General features: G+C 35.9%; 14 protein-coding genes. 1 reads left to right on the top strand and 13 read right to left on the bottom strand.

Features of this window, described 5'->3' with window-relative positions:
• Positions 1 to 69: 69 nt before the first annotated feature.
• The 12 genes from BG261_RS09130 to tgt form a co-directional block, all read right to left on the bottom strand.
• Positions 70 to 879, bottom strand: coding sequence for a DUF2785 domain-containing protein (locus BG261_RS09130; protein WP_070793014.1), 810 nt, complete (start codon positions 877 to 879; stop codon positions 70 to 72).
• Between the two features lie 32 nt (positions 880 to 911).
• Entirely contained in the window at positions 912 to 1,559 is a 648-nt protein-coding gene (locus BG261_RS09125) for a hypothetical protein (protein ID WP_070793013.1), read from the bottom strand.
• 180 nt (positions 1,560 to 1,739) lie between these two features.
• Positions 1,740 to 2,495 (bottom strand): helix-turn-helix domain-containing protein, encoded by a 756-nt coding sequence (locus BG261_RS09120; protein WP_070793012.1) that lies wholly within the window; start codon positions 2,493 to 2,495, stop codon positions 1,740 to 1,742.
• A 45-nt stretch (positions 2,496 to 2,540) separates the two neighbouring features.
• Positions 2,541 to 3,506, bottom strand: a complete 966-nt coding sequence (locus BG261_RS09115) for a ribose-phosphate diphosphokinase (RefSeq protein WP_070793011.1) — start codon at positions 3,504 to 3,506, stop codon at positions 2,541 to 2,543.
• Between the two features lie 89 nt (positions 3,507 to 3,595).
• Positions 3,596 to 7,996 carry a PolC-type DNA polymerase III gene (locus BG261_RS09110; RefSeq protein WP_070793010.1) on the bottom strand — a complete coding sequence of 1,467 codons (4,401 nt, stop codon included), beginning with the start codon at positions 7,994 to 7,996 and terminating at the stop codon, positions 3,596 to 3,598.
• A 75-nt stretch (positions 7,997 to 8,071) separates the two neighbouring features.
• On the bottom strand, positions 8,072 to 9,925 hold the full coding sequence (locus BG261_RS09105) for a proline--tRNA ligase (protein WP_075201863.1): 1,854 nt from the start codon (positions 9,923 to 9,925) through the stop codon (positions 8,072 to 8,074).
• 26 nt (positions 9,926 to 9,951) lie between these two features.
• Positions 9,952 to 11,205, bottom strand: a complete 1,254-nt coding sequence (gene rseP / locus BG261_RS09100; RefSeq protein WP_070793009.1) for an RIP metalloprotease RseP — start codon at positions 11,203 to 11,205, stop codon at positions 9,952 to 9,954.
• 27 nt (positions 11,206 to 11,232) lie between these two features.
• Positions 11,233 to 12,387: a 1-deoxy-D-xylulose-5-phosphate reductoisomerase gene (gene dxr / locus BG261_RS09095; RefSeq protein ID WP_070793008.1), complete on the bottom strand. Its 1,155-nt coding sequence runs from the start codon at positions 12,385 to 12,387 to the stop codon at positions 11,233 to 11,235.
• A 30-nt stretch (positions 12,388 to 12,417) separates the two neighbouring features.
• Positions 12,418 to 13,212, bottom strand: coding sequence for a phosphatidate cytidylyltransferase (locus BG261_RS09090; protein ID WP_070793007.1), 795 nt, complete (start codon positions 13,210 to 13,212; stop codon positions 12,418 to 12,420).
• On the bottom strand, positions 13,212 to 13,961 hold the full coding sequence (gene uppS / locus BG261_RS09085) for an undecaprenyl pyrophosphate synthase (protein ID WP_070793006.1): 750 nt from the start codon (positions 13,959 to 13,961) through the stop codon (positions 13,212 to 13,214). The genes BG261_RS09090 and uppS overlap by 1 nt, the downstream gene beginning before the upstream one ends.
• Before the next feature lie 130 nt (positions 13,962 to 14,091).
• Positions 14,092 to 14,529, bottom strand: a complete 438-nt coding sequence (locus BG261_RS09080) for a preprotein translocase subunit YajC (RefSeq protein WP_070793005.1) — start codon at positions 14,527 to 14,529, stop codon at positions 14,092 to 14,094.
• A 77-nt stretch (positions 14,530 to 14,606) separates the two neighbouring features.
• A complete protein-coding gene (gene tgt / locus BG261_RS09075; RefSeq protein ID WP_070793004.1) occupies positions 14,607 to 15,752 on the bottom strand; it encodes a tRNA guanosine(34) transglycosylase Tgt in 1,146 nt (381 codons plus the stop codon).
• A gap of 266 nt (positions 15,753 to 16,018) precedes the next feature.
• Here tgt and rbsU point away from each other — a divergent pair, with 266 nt between their 5' ends.
• Positions 16,019 to 16,903 (top strand): ribose/proton symporter RbsU, encoded by an 885-nt coding sequence (gene rbsU / locus BG261_RS09070; protein WP_070793003.1) that lies wholly within the window; start codon positions 16,019 to 16,021, stop codon positions 16,901 to 16,903.
• Between the two features lie 72 nt (positions 16,904 to 16,975).
• Here rbsU and rpoC read toward each other — a convergent pair whose 3' ends face one another.
• On the bottom strand, positions 16,976 to 20,590 hold the full coding sequence (gene rpoC, locus BG261_RS09065) for a DNA-directed RNA polymerase subunit beta' (protein ID WP_070793002.1): 3,615 nt from the start codon (positions 20,588 to 20,590) through the stop codon (positions 16,976 to 16,978).
• Positions 20,591 to 20,627 lie beyond the last annotated feature (37 nt).

The following is a 20,627-nucleotide window of genomic DNA, read 5'->3' as shown; positions in this document are numbered from 1 at the left end:
AATCTTTTAATATTTAATTTTATATTATATATCTTATGATTTATATACTAAAACTAATAATTATTAGTACTAGCAATATTCCTTTAAAATATTCAAAAGTTCAATTTTTAATTTCTCTTCTAAAATACCTTTACTTTCAAGAGCAAAATAAATGGCTGATAAAAATTTTTCATATGCAAACCTCCCCCTATGTCTTCCTCCTTTTGCTACGGGAAATACACGGTTGGCTACTAACTGAGACAACTTCTCTTGGATAATTTTATTCTCAAGCATTGCTTCAACAAATGGAAATGCTAAGCGGGCCTCTTCTTTTTCAGTCAAACCGTACTCTAGGTTCTGAAAAATATTAATTACTATTTCAAAGGCTTCAAGCACAAATTCCCGATTAGTATTAGGATGTTTAATTACTTGTCCCAAATAATCTCCTGCATGGGCTAAACCGTGAACCCAGCCATATTTTACATCAAAATCGGTAAAATCTTTTTCCTCTTTTAAATAATTTAGGACTGAATTTAAATAGTAATTTCTCTCACTTTCGGTCATAAATTTATGATAAGAAGAATTAGAATCACCATCGACCCTGACTAAAAATCCATACAATAAGGCAGCGAAAATTCTAGTTACCGTATAGGGTAATCCTTTTTGAATATTATAAAATAAAATATCTTCTTCTTTTGCTGACTTAGCTAAAAATTCAGCTTGTTCCAATGTAAATTTTTCTTCGACTAAACCACTTGCCAAACTTATAAAAACGAGAGAATCACGAATTTCTGGATTCTCGTCTCCGATATGTTCATATAACCATTGAACTTCTAAGTTGGTATAATCAGAATCACTTCTTTCTAATTTATCAAATAGTATCTTCACAATTTCTTCCATGTGAATCCCCTTTAATTACTTCAATTTTAAAATTAATTAATTGTATACTTGACATGTCCAAAAACTGGATATAGAAAATCTTTAGTCTTTTGAATTTCTACTACCATCGTTCCAGCCTCGTCCCTTTTTGAAGCATTTCCAGCCTTAAGAGTGTATTTTGATGGTTTGTAGACATGACCATTGATTGTAAAATGCAATACTTTCCCATCACTTGATAGATAATATTGTAATGTTCCTGCAAATAGTTCACTACCATGCGCGTAAGATACACGTTTGATATCCTTTATAGCACGTGAACTCCCCTCTTCTTCTTCAACATAGAAAAAGATAGTTCCCCAATCTTGTTTATTGTTTTTTTGCTCAGTAGTGTTTTCTATGCTTTCGTACCTATAAAGAGAATATATCTCTTTATTCCCTGATGGTAAGCCTTTTGGAAAAAGAATTGCTGCTGCTGCTTCCTCACTAATCTTATCGTATTGGGCACATAGTGCTATAAGCGTTTCCTTATTTAATTTACCCGATCTTGGAATTTCATCGTTCGATAAATATTTGTTAAATGGTTTTTCATACCCACTTGTCTCACTTACATCACTTAAATATGCCTTACGACCGAAAGCAAAAAATGATCCCAAAAAGACAACTAACAATATTACCCAAATTCTCCAATACCACTTTTTCATCATATCGTCCTCACCATTCTTTTACAAGACACAACAAACATCACTTATAAAATATATTTGAAAATACTTATTAAACCATATTTTTATCCTTTATATAATTATATAATATGCATTATCGAAATTCAATAATTATTTATTGTTTTTTAGTATAAAAATAGCATGAATAATATTTCATGCCAATTAATTATTTAATAATGCTTGATAAATCACTACTCCAGTTGCATCTAATTTAATACCATATTTACGTTCTATTTTTTTTATTTTCTGCAAAAGAGTATTTCGATGAATAAATAGACTTTTAGCAGCTTGATTTTGATTGGCTTTACTCTGATATAGAGCTGAAATTATTTCCTTAGTATCACCATCTTGACTTAAACGAAAATCTAAATTTGCCATTATTAAATTATTTTCGATTAAAGGATTTCTTAGCAGAGTTAATGCAAAGTCTTGGATATTTTCATATCCTTTCTCAAAGATTTCACTTTCTTGTAGGTAAATATCAGGCAGTTCTGTTGATTGACTGAAGTTTCCTATATAGTATGTGAAGTCTAGGCCAAAATCATTCTTAATTGCTTCAAAGATCTCTTCGTATTCTGACACCGAAAGGTTTTCTGCCGTATATTCTTCTAAGTAAATATTTTTTTCTTGCCTAAATATATCTGGTACTAATGATCTTAATATTTCAGAGAGCTCATTTATGTTATCTGTTTTAAAATATAGTATTCGGTAATAGCCAAGGGGAAGATTAGAAAAAATATCTGGTGCAGGTTTACTTGGAAAAATAGTTGCAAGAAGTTCCCTTTCTCTTGTGCTAAGAGTATTAGTATCAAGATAAGCCAGGCTATCTGCTAATTGAAGTTTTAGGCATTTACTTTCTTCATCACTAGTTTCCATTGTTTGAGGGAATATTTTTTTAAATTGTTCATAAGTTATCATATCATCACCTTATAAAATAAGCGACCTAAGTCGCTTATTTTAATATTAATAATTCTTATTTTGTACTTCGAAAAGTGGAGACAATGGACGTTTTTCGTGGATACGAAGGATTGCCTCAGCAAGAAGGTCTGAAATTGAGATTTCAACAATCTTATCAATTTTACGATCTTCTGGAAGATAGATTGTATCTGTAACTACCAATTTGTTGATAGCTGAGTTTTCGATACGTTCTAATGCTGGTCCACTTAATACAGGGTGAGTACATGAAGCATAAACCTCAGTAGCACCCGCTTGTTTTAATGCGTCTGCTGCAAGAGTAATTGTACCTGCTGTATCAATCATATCGTCGATAAGAATACATCTTTTACCTTCAACATTACCAATGATGTTCATTACCTCAGCAACGTTTGCTTTTGGACGACGTTTATCAATGATAGCAATTGGAGTTTTCAAGAACTCTGCAAGTTTACGTGCACGAGTTACTCCACCGTGGTCTGGACTGACAACTACTACGTCATCTCCAACTAAACCTTGGCGTTCAAAGTAATCAGCAATAAGTGGTGCACCCATAAGGTGGTCAACTGGGATATCAAAGAATCCTTGGATTTGAGCAGCATGTAAATCAACGGTTAATAAACGGTCAATTCCTGCTACTTGTAACATATCTGCAACCAATTTAGAAGTGATTGGTTCACGCGCACGCGCTTTTCTATCTTGACGTGCATAACCATAGTAAGGCATAACAACGTTAATTGTTTCTGCACTAGCACGTTTAAGTGCATCAACCATGATTAAAAGCTCCATCAGGTTATCATTAACAGGTGCTGAAGTTGATTGAAGAATAAATACGTGGCTTCCACGGATACTTTCTTCAATGTTGATTTGGATTTCACCATCTGAAAATTGTTTAACAGTTGCTTTTCCAAGTTCAATTCCCATTTTATCTGCTATTTTTTCAGCAAGATCTTTGTTGGAATTTAAGGCAAATAACTTTAAATTTGAATAACTCATTACATCCTCCGCAATTTCTACATTCTATTTTACGTTGAAATGACTTTTTTTTCAAGCAATCTTACTAAAAATCTTTGTGAAGTTCCTTATTAGAACATATCATCAAATAAACTTAATTGATTATCTTCTGGCATATTACCAAGAATCCCCATGTCATCCATTTTTTCAACTAAAGTTTGTGAAACACCTGCTCTTTTTCGAAGTTCAGTTTTTGAAAGGAATTCTCCTTCTTTTCTAGCTTCGACTATTCCATATGCTACAGATTCACCTAGTCCATCCATTGCTCTAAATGGTGGAATTAAAGTGTCTCCTTCAATAATGAAGTTAACTGCGTCACTTCTGTACAAGTCTAGTTGACCAAATTTTAAACCACGTTCTAACATTTCATTACATAGCTCAAGGGTACCATACAAATCTTTTTCGACTTTAGTCGCCTCGTATATCCTATCCTTGGCTCTGATTTCATCCATCTTAGCTTTCACTGTTTCAAGGCCTGCACCCATTGTCTTAAGGTCAAACGCCTTAGCACGAATTGAGAAATAGGCACAGTAATAATATATTGGATAATGCACTTTGAAGTAGGCAACACGTAAAGCCATCAATACATAAGCTGCTGCATGGGCCTTGGGGAACATATATTTGATTTTGCTACAAGAATCAATATACCATTCAGGCACATTATTTTCCCTCATAGCTGCTAGGTATTTATCACGCTCTGCTTCATCCATTTTGTTCCATGCACCCTTACGCACGCGTTCCATGATATTGAAAGCCATACCTTCTTCAAGACCTGCGTGAATTAGATATACCATGATATCATCACGACAACCGATAACTTCGCTAAGATTAGCAACATTTGATTTGATTAATTCTTGAGCATTTCCAAGCCATACATCTGTCCCATGAGACAACCCTGAAATCTGTAGTAACTCCGCAAATGTTTTTGGTTTAGTTTCCTCTAACATCCCTCGAACAAAGGCTGTACCAAATTCTGGTACTCCAAATGTTCCGGTTTTTGAAAATATCTGCTCAGGTGTAACACCCAAAACCTCTGGACCTGAGAAAATCTTCATAACTTCTGGATCATCAGCAGGAATATCTTTTGGATCGATACCTGATAAGTCTTGTAACATCCTAATCATGGTTGGATCATCATGTCCAAGTATATCTAGTTTTAGGATATTATCATGGATGGCATGGAAGTCGAAATGGGTAGTTTGCCATTCAGCATTCAAATCATCAGCAGGGAATTGAACTGGACTAAAATCATAAACATCCATGTAATTTGGTATAACGATGATACCTCCTGGGTGTTGTCCAGTTGTACGTTTCACACCTGTACTTCCTTTTGAAAGTCTATCTACTTCAGCTGCGCGGTAGTATTTACCATAATCTCGCTCATACCCTTTAACAAACCCATAGGCTGTCTTATCAGCAACTGTACCGATAGTTCCTGCACGGAAGGCATAATCTTTACCAAAAATATCTCTTACGTCTAAATGGGCGTTTGGTTGATCTTCTCCTGAGAAGTTCAAATCAATATCGGGTACCTTATCTCCATAGAAACCAAGGAAGGTTTCAAAGGGAATATCTTGTCCGTCTTTATTCAAACGTGTTCCACATTCAGGACACTCTTCTTCTGGCATATCATAACCTGACCCATATGTACCATCATCATAGAATTTAGAATATTGACAGTTTGGACAAACATAATGGGGGGCTAAAGGATTAACTTCAGTTATTCCAATCATTGTCGCAACAAAACTAGAACCAACTGATCCACGACTACCAACTAGATATCCACGTTCATTAGAACGAAGTACTAGCTTTTGTGAAATCAAGTAGATTACGGCAAATCCATTACCAATAATACTATTAAGTTCCTTTTCAATACGCAAGTCTACCAAATCTGGTAGTGGATTTCCGTATATTTCATGAGCTTTTTCATAAGTAAGACGAGCAACTTCTTCTTCAGTTCCTTCGATATAAGGAGTATATAAATCTTCGCGGACCGGAGTAATGTCTTCAAATGTATCTGCAAGCTTTTGAGTATTATCAATTACAATCTCACGTGCTTTAGCTTCTCCCAGGAAGGCGAAAGCATCTAGCATCTCACTTGTTGTTCTGAAATGAGCCTCTGGAAGAGGGGCTGGCATTGCCTTTTCTCCACGACCAATCGGACGATTTATCATAGCCCCTGCTCCGAGTGAGCGGACTATAATCTCACGATAAAGTGCATCTGTTTCATCCAAATAATGAACATTTCCTGTTGCTAGGACTGGTTTACCGAGAGTCTCACCAATTTTAATAAGTTGCTCTAAAATATTTTGAAGCTCTATCTCATCTTTAATCATTTCCTTTGCAATTAAAGGACGATAAAGAGCTGGAGGCATAACTTCAATAAAATCATAGAAGTTGGCAACTTCTAAAGCATGATCAAAACTTTTAGTTGTCACTGCATCAAATAGTTCGCCTTCATCACAGGATGAACCAATGAGTAGGCCCTCCCTATGAGCCTCTAATACACTCTTAGGAATTCTTGGAACTCCTTCAAAATAGTCAACATTTGAATAAGATACAAGTTTGAAAAGGTTCTTTAAACCAGCCTGTGTTTGAGCATAGATTGTAGCATGCTTAACACGTGCTTTTTTATATGAGTTATCATCGACAACCTGAATGTTCAAATCAGATAATTTAGAAACTCCATATTTTTCTTGAGCATCTCTTAAGAAAATAAAGAGTAAACGTCCAGTAGCTTCGGCATCATAATTGGCCATATGGTGATGGTCAAGTGCTACACCAAAACGTTTTGTCAAAGGTCCTAAACCATGACGTTTATATTCTGGATAAAGATTTCTAGCAAACTCTAAAGTATCAACAACTGGTTGAGTGATTTCAGGAAGATTATTTCTTTGATAATTCATATTCATGAAACCAACGTCAAATGTTGCATTATGGGCAACTAAAACACTACCCTTACAAAACTCTTGGAACTCTTCCAAAACCTGTTTAAGAGGTTTTGATCCCCTTACATGGTCATCTGTTATACCTGTCAATTGAGTTGTAAAGTCGCTTAAATGGTGGCCTGGATCAATAAATTCATCAAACTCATCAATGACATTTCCTTTATGCATCTTACTTGCTGCTATCTGAATAAGATTATTATAAACAGCAGAAAGTCCAGTTGTTTCCACGTCAAACACAACATAAGTTGATTCAGCAAGGCTAGAATCATCTTCATTGTAAGTGATAGGTACACGGTCCTCAACTAGATTAGCTTCAACACCATATAAAATCTTTACGCCATTTCTCTTACCAGCATTATAGGCTTCAGGGAATCCTTGAACACCCGCATGATCAGTAATCGCTATAGCTTTGTGTCCCCACTTAGCAGCACGTTCTACAAGGGCACCTGCTGGTTCAATAGCATCCATAGTCGACATATTAGTATGAGCATGAAATTCGACACGTTTTTCTCCCTCAGGCATCAAATCCTGACGAGCTGGATGTTTAACCTCAACTATATCTTGGGCTTCTAGGACTAAATCGCGCGTAAAGTTATTCATAACAACATTACCACGTACTTTCACCCACATGCCAGTTTTAATGAGATCAAAGCTAAGCAAGTCAGTATCCTTACGTTCCCATCTTTGAACAACAAAACTTGAAGTGTAATCTGTCATCTTGAAGATAATTAAATTTTTACCATTTTTAGTAACTTTTCGTTCAACATCGAAAATATAACCTTCAAAAATGACACGATTTTCTTCCGTATTAATTTCTACCATTTGTGTTACTGGTTCTTTTGGACCAATCTCACGACCGAGTTCTAACTTGGTTGGTACTTCACCTGCTTTAAGTTTCACTTCCTTCTTTGGAGCAGGTTTATTATTAGCAATATTTATTGCCTGTTGTTGGATTTGTTCTACCTGCTGATTGGTAGCTTCTTCAATTTGTTTCCTATGATCTTCTGCTAATTGAGCTGAAAGTTCATGGTCAACTTTTGTAAAGATCTTAATGTCTGAAAACCCAAAATCCGAATAAATTGCTTCCATCTGAGGAATGTAATTATCTTCAAAGTAAGACATATTAGCTAGATCAGAGGTGATCAAATACTTTTTATTATCGTTCTGATCAATATAGAATTGATATTTTTCGAAGATATTAGAAAATGATGGAACGTTACAACCATCTTGCTGAAAAACCAAGTGATAGTAATCATTCAACTCTTTTTTGGTATATGATTTATCTTCTGGTAAAATCGTCAACTTAATTCTAGCTATATTCTGGAAAGCTTCCTCTAAATGACCTTTTAAAGTTTTATAATCCTCTACATCTAATATTGCAGGAAAACTCAGATAAAAATGCCATAAATTACTTACCGTATGAACTTCAACGTTAGCAATATCGGCGCCATAAAATGCTTGAGACTGACGTATTTCAAGGGGTAAGTTAATTTGATCCATCAACTTTTCAAAAAGTTCGTGCATGAATTCTCCTTTCTAGAAAAGTGAAAGAAGGGACTAAAAATAATTAATTATCCTTAGTCCTCCTCTCTATATTTTTTATTTATTTAAAATTTTGATTGTATCAATTAATTCATCTTTATTAATTTCAATTGTTTCACCAGTTGAACGAATCTTGACTTCAACAATTCCGTCTGCTGCTTTTTTACCAACTGTCACACGAACTGGTAAGCCAATCAAATCACTATCAGCAAATTTAACTCCTGCACGCTCATTTCGATCATCTGTTAATACTTCAAATCCAGCGTCCATAAGTTTCCCTTCAAGCTCATCAGTCAAGGCCAATGCTGCTTCATCTTTAACATTTACTGGAATCAAGTGAACATCAAATGGAGCAAGTCCAGCTGGGAAATTAATTGACCAGTTATATTTGAAATCACCTTTTGGAGTTTTCTCAACATACACGCGAGCAAATTGTTCAAGGATTGCACTAAGCATACGGCTCACTCCAATACCATATGAACCCATAATAATTGGAACTGCACGACCATTTTCATCAAGAACTTTAGCGTTCATTGACTCACTGTAACGAGTTCCAAGTTTGAAAATGTGTCCAATTTCAATACCACGCGCAAATTTAAGTGTTCCACGTCCATCTGGAGATACTTCCCCTTCTTTTGCAGTACGTAAATCAACAAATTCAGATACTTTATAGTCTCTGTCTAGGTTTGTATTAATGAAATGGAAGCCATCTTCATTAGCTCCTACAACTGCGTTAGCTACAGTTTCGACAACTCTGTCAGCAATAATACGAATATCATCTGAAAGACCGACTGGTCCAAGTGAACCAAAATGAGCACCGAATACCTTAACAGCATCATCTTCAGAAGCAGGCTCTAATTCATCAGCTCCTAGATAATTTTTCAGTTTAACTTCATTTACTTCATCATCACCACGAAGCAATACCACTACTGGCTCTCCATCAGATAAGAAAAGTAAAGTTTTAATAGTTGATTCAACAGGAACATTTAAAAAGTCAGAAACTTCTTCAATTGTTTTAGCATCAGGAGTAGCAACTTTTTCAAGCTCTAGAGGCTCTGTATATGAATTATTTTTCTTAAATTCACTTGTTGCCATTTCAAGGTTAGCAGCATAATCACCACCATCTGCAAATACGATTGTATCTTCACCAGCAACAAGCCATGAAGTAAGTTCTTTTTTAATATTTTCTAATACATCTTCAGGAATTTCATCAACTGATGTGATACTTTTATCTAAAATTAACCATTTATCAAGTTCAGTACGGTCAGGAGTAATAGCCATGAATTCTTGGCTATCTTTACCACCCATTGCACCACCATCACCAATGATTGCTTTAAACGTCATACCAGCACGACTAAAGATATTTTCGTATGCTGTCTTATAATCTTGATAAGTAGCATCTAAGCTATCGTAGTTAGCATGGAAACTATAACCATCTTTCATGATGAACTCACGACCACGTAATAAACCGTAACGAGGACGTTTTTCATCACGATATTTAGGTTGAATTTGATAAATGTTTAATGGTAACTTTTTATAAGATGTAATTTCATCACGAACAAGAGCTGTCATCGTTTCTTCATGAGTTGGACCCAAGATAAAGTCAGAGTTATCACGATTTTTTAGTTTATAAAGATCTTCACCGTAAGTATCGTAACGTCCACTTTCTTTCCATAAATCAGCTGTAAGTAAAGCAGGTGCAAGTAATTCTACCGCTCCAATTTCTTCAAACTCTTGACGCATGATATTTTTAAATTTTTCAAGTACTCGATTTGCAAGTGGTAGGTAAGCATAAATACCAGCAGAGATTTGACGAATATATCCCGCACGTACTAATAAGGCATGGCTAATTACCTGTGCATCACTTGGCATTTCCCTCAAAGTAGGGATTAGCATTTTCGATTGTTTCATTTTATTTATTAAATTCCTTTCGCATATTAAAATATTCTCATGAAGTCATTCCATGTTACAGCAACCATTAAGGCTAGCATAAATACCATTGCTACAACAGTAATAACCCCTTCTTTTTCTTGGCTAATTGGTTTACCACGTACTGCTTCAATTAGGACAAACAAGATTTTTCCACCATCAAGTGCTGGAATTGGTACTAGGTTAAAAATTCCTAAGTTGATTGAAAGTAGTGCCATAAGTCTTAAGACTGTTACTGTACCAGCCCGTGCAGCTTCACCACTGAGTTGATACATTGCTACTGGCCCACCTAATTTATCAATATTGGGTCTTACAATTAAGTCTCCCAAGGCTTTAATGATTTGTGTTGAGGCTTTAGCAGATTCTGTAAATCCATAAGTGATTTTATCAATAAAGCCGTCTTTAACAGCTGCATTGATACCGATTAAATACCTATCGCCTTCTTTTTTAGGAGTTAGCTTAATGTTTTCTTCCTTACCATCGCGGTTAATTACAAAATCAAGTTGCTTACCATTACTTTTCACAATATTCTCTGTTAAATCTTGCCAATTAGAAATTTTGACTCCGTCTATGCTTTCTACGGCATCACCTTTTTTCAAACCTGCTTGAGCTGCAGGTGAGTCAGGAGCAATTTGTCCCAAATGATTAGTATTAAGATTTGTTTCACCGCCACCTTGCAAGAAGGCCACAATGATAAATACTACAACTCCCAAAATGAAATTATTCATTGGTCCAGCAAAGTTTGTAATAAGTCTGCCACCAATACTTGCATTTTGATATTGGACATCGCTAGGTGCAATTCTTACTTCAGTACCGTCAGATTCAACAATTGTTGCATCATGATCAACAGGATAAGTCTGACTTTCTCCATTCACTTCTCCAGTAACCGTAAGTGCGTTATCAAAATCATAATCAGTAATAAACATGGGGAGCATATTTGAATAAGTTTGCTCATCACGCAAATTTATTTGTTTAACAACCCCGTCTTCGATTTTTAAACCAACAGGAGTACCAGTCTTAATTTCTGTATCATCGTCTCCCCAACCTGCCATTCGAACATATCCTCCTACAGGAAGAAGGCGAATACTGTAGGCTGTTCCGTCTTTACCAATATGTCCAAAAAGTTTTGGCCCCATACCGATAGAAAACTCACGGACTAAAATACCAGATTTTTTTGCAAAATAGAAATGCCCAAACTCATGAACAATCACTATCACGCTAAAAACGATGGCAAAAGTTATTATCGTTCTTATACTATCCATTTATTATATCCCCTTTACAAATTCCAACTAAAAATTTTTATCAGAAATCCAATTTTCAACTTTGTTTCTTGTTTCTGAATCAATAAAGATTAATTTTTCAAGAGATAAATCATTAACTTCAACATGATTACCTACTGCTTTTTCAATGATTTTTTCAATATCTAAGAATTCAATTTTTTCTTGTAAAAATGCAGCTACAGCAACTTCATTTGCTGCGTTAAATACTGCTGGAAAACTACCGCCCAAACGTCCAACTTTGAATGCTAAGGCAAGCATGGGAAAGCGTTCGTAATTTACTTCTTCAAAGTGAATTGTTGCAAGTTTAGCAAGTGAAAACTCTTTTTCATTAACCAGAGGTATATGGTCAGGATAAGTTAAGGCAAACTGAATAGGTTGTCTCATATCACTAGCACCGAGTTCAGCGTACATTGCTCCATCTTTTAGGGTAATTAAAGAATGAACAACACTTTCACGGTGCATAATAACATTGATATCATCATAATCTACTTGGAAAAGATGATGGGCTTCAATTACTTCAAGACCTTTATTTACCATAGTTGCTGAGTCAATTGTAATCTTCGCACCCATTGACCAATTTGGATGATTTAGCGCATCACCCACGCTCACACCAACAAGTTCTGAACGTTTCTTATCACGGAAACTACCACCACTAGCTGTGATAGTAATATCACGTAAATCAGTTTCCTTCACACCTTGTAAGACTTGAAAAATTGCTGAGTGCTCACTATCAACTGGTAATAAATTTACTCCAGCTTTTTTAGCTGCTGGCATGATAAAATCACCAGCTACTACAAGGGTTTCTTTATTAGCAATTGCTATGTCACGTCCTAATTCAATTGCAGTCATGGTAGGTATCAAACCAACACTTCCCATAACAGCATTTAGAAGTAAATTATAATCAGTTTGAACTAGCTGATTTAATCCTTCATTTCCATAAAAAACATCTATTTGCGGATATTTATTTTTTAAAGTTTCTGCTAATTCTTCAGTTTGAACTGAAACATATTTTGGGCTAAAGTCCTCAATAATTTTTTGAGCTTTTTCAATGTTTTTACCAAAACTCATAGCTACAAGTTGAAACTTATCACTATTATTTTTTATTACGTCTAAAGTGCTTGTACCGATTGAACCAGTTGCACCTAATAAACATATTTTCTTCATTTAATTTTTCCTTATCTATGCCAGACTATTCTAGAATAAACCAAATAAGTGCATGATTGGGAATACAAATAACATACTATCAAAGCGATCTAGGATTCCTCCGTGACCTGGTAAAATTTTACCAGAATCTTTAACACCATATTGACGCTTGATTGAGCTTTCTACTAAATCACCCAACTGAGCAACCATACTAAAAATAATTGTCAGAATAACCATTTGCCATAAAGGAATTGATGGTGCATATTTTGAGAACCCAACAAACATTATCAAGCTAACAACTACTGCACTTGCTATGCCACCAAGGGATCCTTCAATTGTTTTATTTGGTGATACAGATGGGATTAATTTATGTTTACCAAATTGGCGTCCAACGAAGTAAGCTCCGATATCTGTAGCCCATACGATAAATAAGGCCAAAAAGATTGTAAACAATCCATTTGTTCGTGCATTAATTAGATTTTGGAATCCTATCCCAATATAAAATGCTGTTAAAAAAGGAAAACCAATATTTTCATAGGTATACTTCCCATTTGAAAAAACCATTCCTGCCATTAAGCAAAAGACGAAGAATGTAAATAACATTAATTGACTATTAACACCTAGTTGAGGTAGATATTTATTAAGTGGCAATGCTAGTGAAAGACCTGCAAATACAGATAAGACACCTTCTATTGACATAATTTGGATATCTGCCATCTTAAAGAGTTCGCTTATGGCGATAACTACTAACAGTCCTACCAAACCTTCAAAAATCAAACCACCTTTAACAATAGCAAGTAAAAATACGCCACCTGCAACTACACCTGTGATAATTCTTTCTCTCATTACTTGAGCCCTCCGTATCTTCGGTCACGTTTTTTATAGATTTCAACTGCTTTTTCAAGTTCCGCTTCATCAAAATCAGGCCACAGAACATCTGTAAAATATAACTCACTATAGGCTGCCTGCCAAGGAAGAAAATTACTTAATCTCTCTTCTCCGCTTGTTCGAATAATAAAGTCTGGATCTTGATATTCTTTTGGTAAGATTGATGTTTCAAGATTGTCAGCAATCATTTCCTCAGTTATATCATTAACTGAAATAATACCATCATTGATAGACTGAGCAATTTTCTTAACAGCTAAGGTTATTTCGTTGCGTCCACCGTAATTGAGGGCAAAATTTAAAATCATACCAGTATTATCTTTAGTATCAATACTTGCTCGATCAATGGCATCAATTGTTGATTTTGGAACACCATCTCGCTCACCAATCATTCGAATTTGGATATTTTCCTTATTAAGGACTGGGACAAATTTCTCATAGAAATCAATCGGTAAACTCATAATAAATTTCACTTCAGCTTCGGGCCTTGACCAATTTTCAGTAGAAAAAGCATAAACGGTCATTACCTTGATGCCCATTTTTTGTCCATGGATTGCTGCTCTTTGAAGAGAGTCCATACCTGCTTTATGACCAAAAACTCGGGGTTTACCTTGTTTTTTAGCCCAACGACCATTACCATCCATTATTATCCCAACATGATTAGGAACTGGAATTTCATTTATATCTTTATTTTTAAATATATTTAACATAATTACTCCACATAGTTAATGTTCATATTTTACCATATTTTGACTAATTTTTATATAGGTAAGAAGTCTTATATAGCAAGAATTGGGACATTTTTTTCTAAACAAAAAAGCAAGTTTCCTTGCTTTAAATTTATTTTTCGTCAATAAAAGGTGACTCAGATTTAATTATACTCTCTGTATCTTCTTGTAAGTCTTCAAGAGCATGCTCGCTATCATCAGCAAGTTGATCAGTAAAGCTTTCTTCTTTATCTGAAGATTTAGCTCTATTTTCTACATGTTCAGCAAAGCCATCATTCCCGTCAGAAACTGCTGTTGAGTTTGCTGGTTTTACTGTTAGCACAGCAGAACGTTCAAAAGTTAAGAAAACACCTTCACAGTCAAGTTCAATAGTTCCTTCAGAATCATTTGTAGCTGAAAGTACACCATGGAGTCCACCACGAGTGATTATCTCACTTCCGATTTCCATATTATTAAGTAAATCTTGACGACTTGCTTGAGCCTTCTTTTGTTGTCTTTGAGTAAAGTACATCATAGCTGCGAAAAGGAGCAGCATAACTATCATTGGCATTTTTATATATTCCTCCGAATTTTTTATATATATTAGTCTATCAAAATAAACAGTTTTTAACAAACTAAAGAACCAGACTAAAAGTCTTTCGCACCTTCTTTATTATAACCGTATGCTTCACAGAAATCTTCACGAAATTCCAATAAGTTATCGTCCATAATTGCTTGACGAACATTTTTCATCAAATTAATAAGGAAATGAAGATTATGTGTTGAAGTAAGTCTCATTCCAAAAGTTTCATCACATTTTATTAAATGTCTAATGTAAGCCCTTGTGTAATTTTTACATGCATAGCAATCACAATTTTCATCTAGAGGTCTAAAGTCCTCAGCATACTGAGCGTTTTTCACGACTAAACGACCACGACTAGTCATACATGTACCGTTACGGGCAATTCGAGTTGGCAATACACAGTCAAACATATCTATTCCACGAATAACTCCATCAATAAGTGAGTCTGGCGCACCTACCCCCATAAGATAACGAGGTTTATTTGTTGGAAGCATTGGTGTGGTAAAATCAAGAACTGCATTCATTTCTTCGTGTGACTCTCCAACAGCTAGACCACCGATTGAATAACCTGGAAAATCCATACTTACTAAATCTTGTGCTGATTGACGGCGCAAATCTTCAAAACCTGCACCTTGTACGATACCAAAGAGTCCTTGACTATCCTTTTTAGCATGTGCATTAAGACCACGTTCCGCCCAACGGCTAGTACGTTCAACACTTGCCTTTACATAATCATATGGTTGATAGAATTGTGGGCATTCATCAAAGCTCATCATTATATCACTACCTAAATTGTTTTGAATTTGAATTGCTTTTTCAGGGCTTAAAAACAATGGTGCTCCGTTTAAGTGACTCTTGAAATGAACACCTTCTTCTTCAATTTTTCTTGTATCAGCAAGTGAGAACACTTGGAATCCTCCTGAATCTGTTAAGATTGGTTGATCCCAATTCATGAATTTATGCAGACCACCTGCTTTTTTCACCAGCTCATCACCAGGACGAAGCCATAGATGATAAGTGTTTGATAGTATAATCCCTGCTCCCATCTCTTTTAACTCTTCAGGGCTTTGAGTTTTCACTGTTGCAAGTGTACCTACTGGCATAAACATAGGAGTCGGAAAAGTTCCGTGTGGTGTAATAATCTCTCCTAGACGAGCACCTGTATGTTTTTCTGTTTTTATTAATCTGTATTTGATTGGTGAATCTTTCATTTTTTCCTCCTGCTTCTTGAAAATACAGTTCAAGGCAATTATTTATTAACTATAACATTCTATCAGATTTACAAAGCCTAGTAAATAAGTATTAAGCACTATAAAATTGGTATATACAATGTAATAACACAGAGTAAAGAGTTTACATCACTTTTAATGAATCTTATGTTTACAGAAAAGGGCTTTCATGAGAAAATGTAATCTGCTTGTGCTTTATAACAAGAACTTATAATACATTTTAATTTTTTAATACATAAGGAGAAAAAATGAATACAACAGCACTTTTAATTGGACTCGGTCCTGTTATTGCATGGGGATTCTATCCAACAGTGGTAACAAAAATAGGTGGACGTCCAGTAAATCAAATCTTAGGGTCAACTCTTGGAACATTTATTTTTGCTTTGGCTTTTTCACAAATAAACGGAATAGCATTTCCAAGCGGGAATGACTTATTATTTTCAATTCTATCTGGTGCAAGTTGGGCATGTGCTCAAATAATCACCTTCATAGCTTTCCCATTAGTTGGCTCTTCTCGAGTTACTCCCATATCTACTGCAATCCAATTAGTCGGTACTTCACTTTTCGGAATTATTGCATTAGGTAGTTGGCCTACTTTAAATGATAAAATCCTGGGTGGAATAGCTCTATTATTGATAATAATCGGTGCAACTATGACTGTTTGGACTGAAAAGAAATCTCATACTGAGCAAGGTAATCTTAAGAAAGCAGTAATTTTACTTCTGATTGGTGGTATTGGTTACGTTGGTTATTCAGCTTTTCCACAGGCTACTTCAATTGATGGAATGGCATCTTTTCTACCTCAGTCAATAGGTATGCTTTTAGTAGCAATAATCTATGCAATAGTTCTTGCTATTCGTGGAGAAAAGTCTGCTTTTACTGAAAGTGTATCATATAAAAACATTATCTCCGGATTCTTTTTCGGCTTTGCTGCCCTTACATACCTAATTTCTGCTCAACCAAACATGAACGGAATGACAACAGCGTTTATTCTATCTCAAACAAATGTTATTGTTGCTACTCTTTCAGGAATTTACTTATTAGGTCAAAGAAAGACTAAAAAAGAGATGTTTATTACACTAATTGGTTTATTATTAATTGTCGCAGCTGCAACAATTACTGTCTTTATATAATTCAATAGTACTGGTCAATTTTTTAAAATTTAATAAAAAAAGAGCAATCTTCCGATTGACTCTTTTTTTATATTATTCTGTAACTTCGATAGTTTCGACTACTTCTACCTCTGGTAGTTCAGCTTTAGGTTCGATGTTACGGTAACGTTGCATACCAGTACCTGCTGGAATAATTTTACCGATAATAACATTTTCCTTAAGTCCAAGTAAGTGGTCTTTTTTACCACGAATCGCTGCATCTGTAAGAACACGTGTTGTTTCTTGGAATGATGCTGCTGATAAGAATGAGTTAGTTTCAAGTGATGCTTTAGTGATACCCATAAGAACTGGACGACCTGTTGCAGGTACTGCACCTTTAACAAGAGTATCTTCATTTGCATCTGCAAAGTCTGAAACATCCATAAGTGTTCCTGGAAGTAAGTCAGTATCACCTGGATCCATGATACGAACTTTACGAAGCATTTGACGAACCATTACCTCAACGTGCTTGTCTCCAATTTCTACCCCTTGAGAACGGTATACTTTTTGCACTTCTGCAAGTAGATAAGTTTCTACTGATAAAGCATCACGAACTTCAAGTAAATGTTTAGGTTCAATTGAACCTTCTGTAAGTGGAGTACCACGGTGAATAAAGTCACCAACTTCAACCTTAGTACGAGAAGTATAAGGAATTGTGTAAGTACGTGTATCAGTTTCACCTTTTACGGTTACTTCTTTAGTACGTGTACTTGCTTCTTCCGTAATTTCTACAACTTCACCTGTAACTTCTGTGATTGTAGCTTCCCCTTTAGGATTACGTGCTTCAAAAATTTCTTGGATACGAGGAAGACCTTGAGTGATATCTTCACTTGAGGCAACCCCCCCTGTATGGAAAGTACGCATTGTAAGCTGAGTACCTGGTTCACCGATAGATTGCGCTGCAATTGTACCAACTGCTTCACCAACCTCAACAGCATCACCAGTAGCAAGGTTAACCCCATAACAATGTTTACATACGCCATGACGTGTTTTACATGTAAATACGCTACGGATCTTAACTTTCTCAATTCCAGCTGCAACAATTGCGCTAGCGATATCTTCTGTGATTAACTCATCGTTTCCAATGATTACTTCACCTGTTTCAGGATTAATAACTGTTTGAGAAGTGTAACGTCCAATTAAACGTTCTTCAAGTGGTTCAACCATTTCTTTACCATCAGTAATTGCACTGATTACAAGTCCACGGTCAGTTCCACAGTCATCTTCACGAATGATTACGTCTTGGGCAACGTCAACTAGACGACGAGTCAAGTAACCTGAATCGGCTGTCTTAAGGGCTGTATCGGTCATACCTTTACGAGCTCCGTGAGTTGAGAAGAACATTTCCAATACTGACAATCCTTCACGGAAGTTTGAGATGATTGGTAATTCCATGATACGACCATTCGGGGCAGCCATAAGTCCGCGCATACCGGCAAGTTGTGAGAAGTTTGAGATATTACCACGGGCTCCTGAGTCCATCATCATAACGATTGGATTCTTGAAATCTTGACCTTTAGCAAGTTTATCTTCAAGTTGAGCTTTTGCATCACGCCAAACATCAGTTACAGCTTGATAACGTTCATCATCAGTAATAAGACCACGACGGAATTGTTTAGTGATTACTTCCACTTTTTCATGGGCAGCATCTACAATTTCATGTTTTTCCTCAACGACTGGAATATCTGCAATACCTACAGTAAGACCAGCTTTTGTTGAATGGTGGTAACCAAGGTCTTTCAAACGGTCAAGCATTTCAGAAGTTTCTGTTGTACGGAAACGTTTGAATACTTCAGCAATGATATTACCAAGATTTTTCTTCTTGAACGGTTGTACTTCCGGAAGGTTCTTAATAGCTTCAACAACATCTCCACCTGATTGTACAAAGTAGCGATCGTTAGTTTGGCTAGTTAAGTTTTCCATAGTTGGTTCATTTAAATATGGGAATTCTGCTGGCATGATAGAGTTAAATAATATTTTACCAACTGTTGTTAATAAAATAGTATCTTTTTGGCTATCTGACCAAGGTTTATCTAGTGATTTAGTAGCTATACCCACACGAGAGTGTAAATGTACATAACCATTACGCCATGCAATTACAGCTTCTTCAGGATCAGCAAAAATCATTCCTTCACCTTCACGACCAGCTTCTTCCATAGTTAGGTAGTAGTTACCTAGTACCATATCCTGTGAAGGAGTTACTACTGGTTTACCATCTTTAGGGTTAAGGATGTGTTCAGCTGCTAACATAAGGATACGAGCTTCTGCTTGTGCTTCCTCAGAAAGTGGCACGTGAACGGCCATTTGGTCTCCATCGAAGTCGGCATTGTAGGCTTCACATACAAGTGGGTGAAGACGAATTGCACGTCCATCAATAAGAACTGGTTCAAAAGCTTGAATACCAAGTCTATGTAGAGTAGGTGCGCGGTTAAGTAGAACTGGATGTTCTTTAATTACATCTTCAAGTACATCCCAGATATCTTCATCCATACGCTCAACTTTACGTTTTGCTGCACGGATGTTCGCTGCCATCTCACGTTTAACTAATTCAGCCATTACAAATGGTTTAAATAGTTCAATAGCCATTTCTCTTGGAAGACCACATTGATACATCTTAAGAGTTGGACCAACTACGATTACTGAACGTCCTGAATAGTCAACACGTTTACCAAGTAAGTTTTGACGGAAACGACCTTGTTTACCTTTAAGCATATGGCTTAATGATTTAAGTGGACGGTTCCCTGGTCCTGTGATTGGACGACCACGACGACCATTATCAATCAAAGCATCTACTGCTTCTTGAAGCATACGTTTTTCATTTTGAACGATAATACCAGGGGCATTAAGTTCAATCAAACGCTTAAGACGGTTATTACGGTTAATTACACGACGATATAGATCATTTAAATCACTTGTTGCAAAACGTCCACCATCAAGTTGAACCATCGGACGCAAATCTGGTGGAATAACTGGGAGAACATCCATTACCATCCAATCAAGTTGATTGTCTGATTTACGGAAAGCATCTAAAATATCTAAACGACGAACAGCTTTAACACGTTTTTGACCACTTGCAGTCTTAAGTTCTTCTTTTAATTCAGCGATTTCTTTATCAAGGTCAACATCAATTAAAAGATCTTGAATTGCTTCAGCACCCATTTTTGCAACGAATGAACCATAGCCATATTCAAGCATTTTTTCACGATACTCACGTTCGCTTAAAAGACTTTTCTTCTCAAGCGGAGTTTCTTTTGGATCAATTACCACGTATGAAGCAAAATAAATTACTTCTTCAAGAGCACGAGGACTCATATCTAAGGCTAATCCCATACGTGAAGGGATTCCTTTGAAATACCAAATGTGAGTTACTGGAGCGGCAAGCTCGATATGTCCCATACGTTCACGACGTACTTTAGCACGAGTTACTTCAACACCACAGCGGTCACAAATAATACCTTTATAACGAATACGTTTATATTTACCACATGCACATTCCCAGTCTTTAGTTGGACCAAAAATTCTTTCATCGAATAGTCCTTCACGTTCTGGTTTCAATGTACGGTAGTTAATTGTTTCTGGTTTTTTTACTTCACCATATGACCAAGTACGAATTTGACGTGGTGAAGCCAGAGATATTTGCATACTCTGAAATTTATTAACATCTACCAAGATTTCTTCTCCTAGCTATATAAAACTTGACCAAGGG

Origin of the sequence: Floricoccus tropicus (assembly GCF_001832905.1) — a bacterium.
GTDB lineage: Bacteria > Bacillota > Bacilli > Lactobacillales > Streptococcaceae > Floricoccus > Floricoccus tropicus.
The sequence above is the reverse complement of the archived record's forward strand: the minus strand, read 5'-3'. Positions and strand labels throughout refer to the sequence as shown.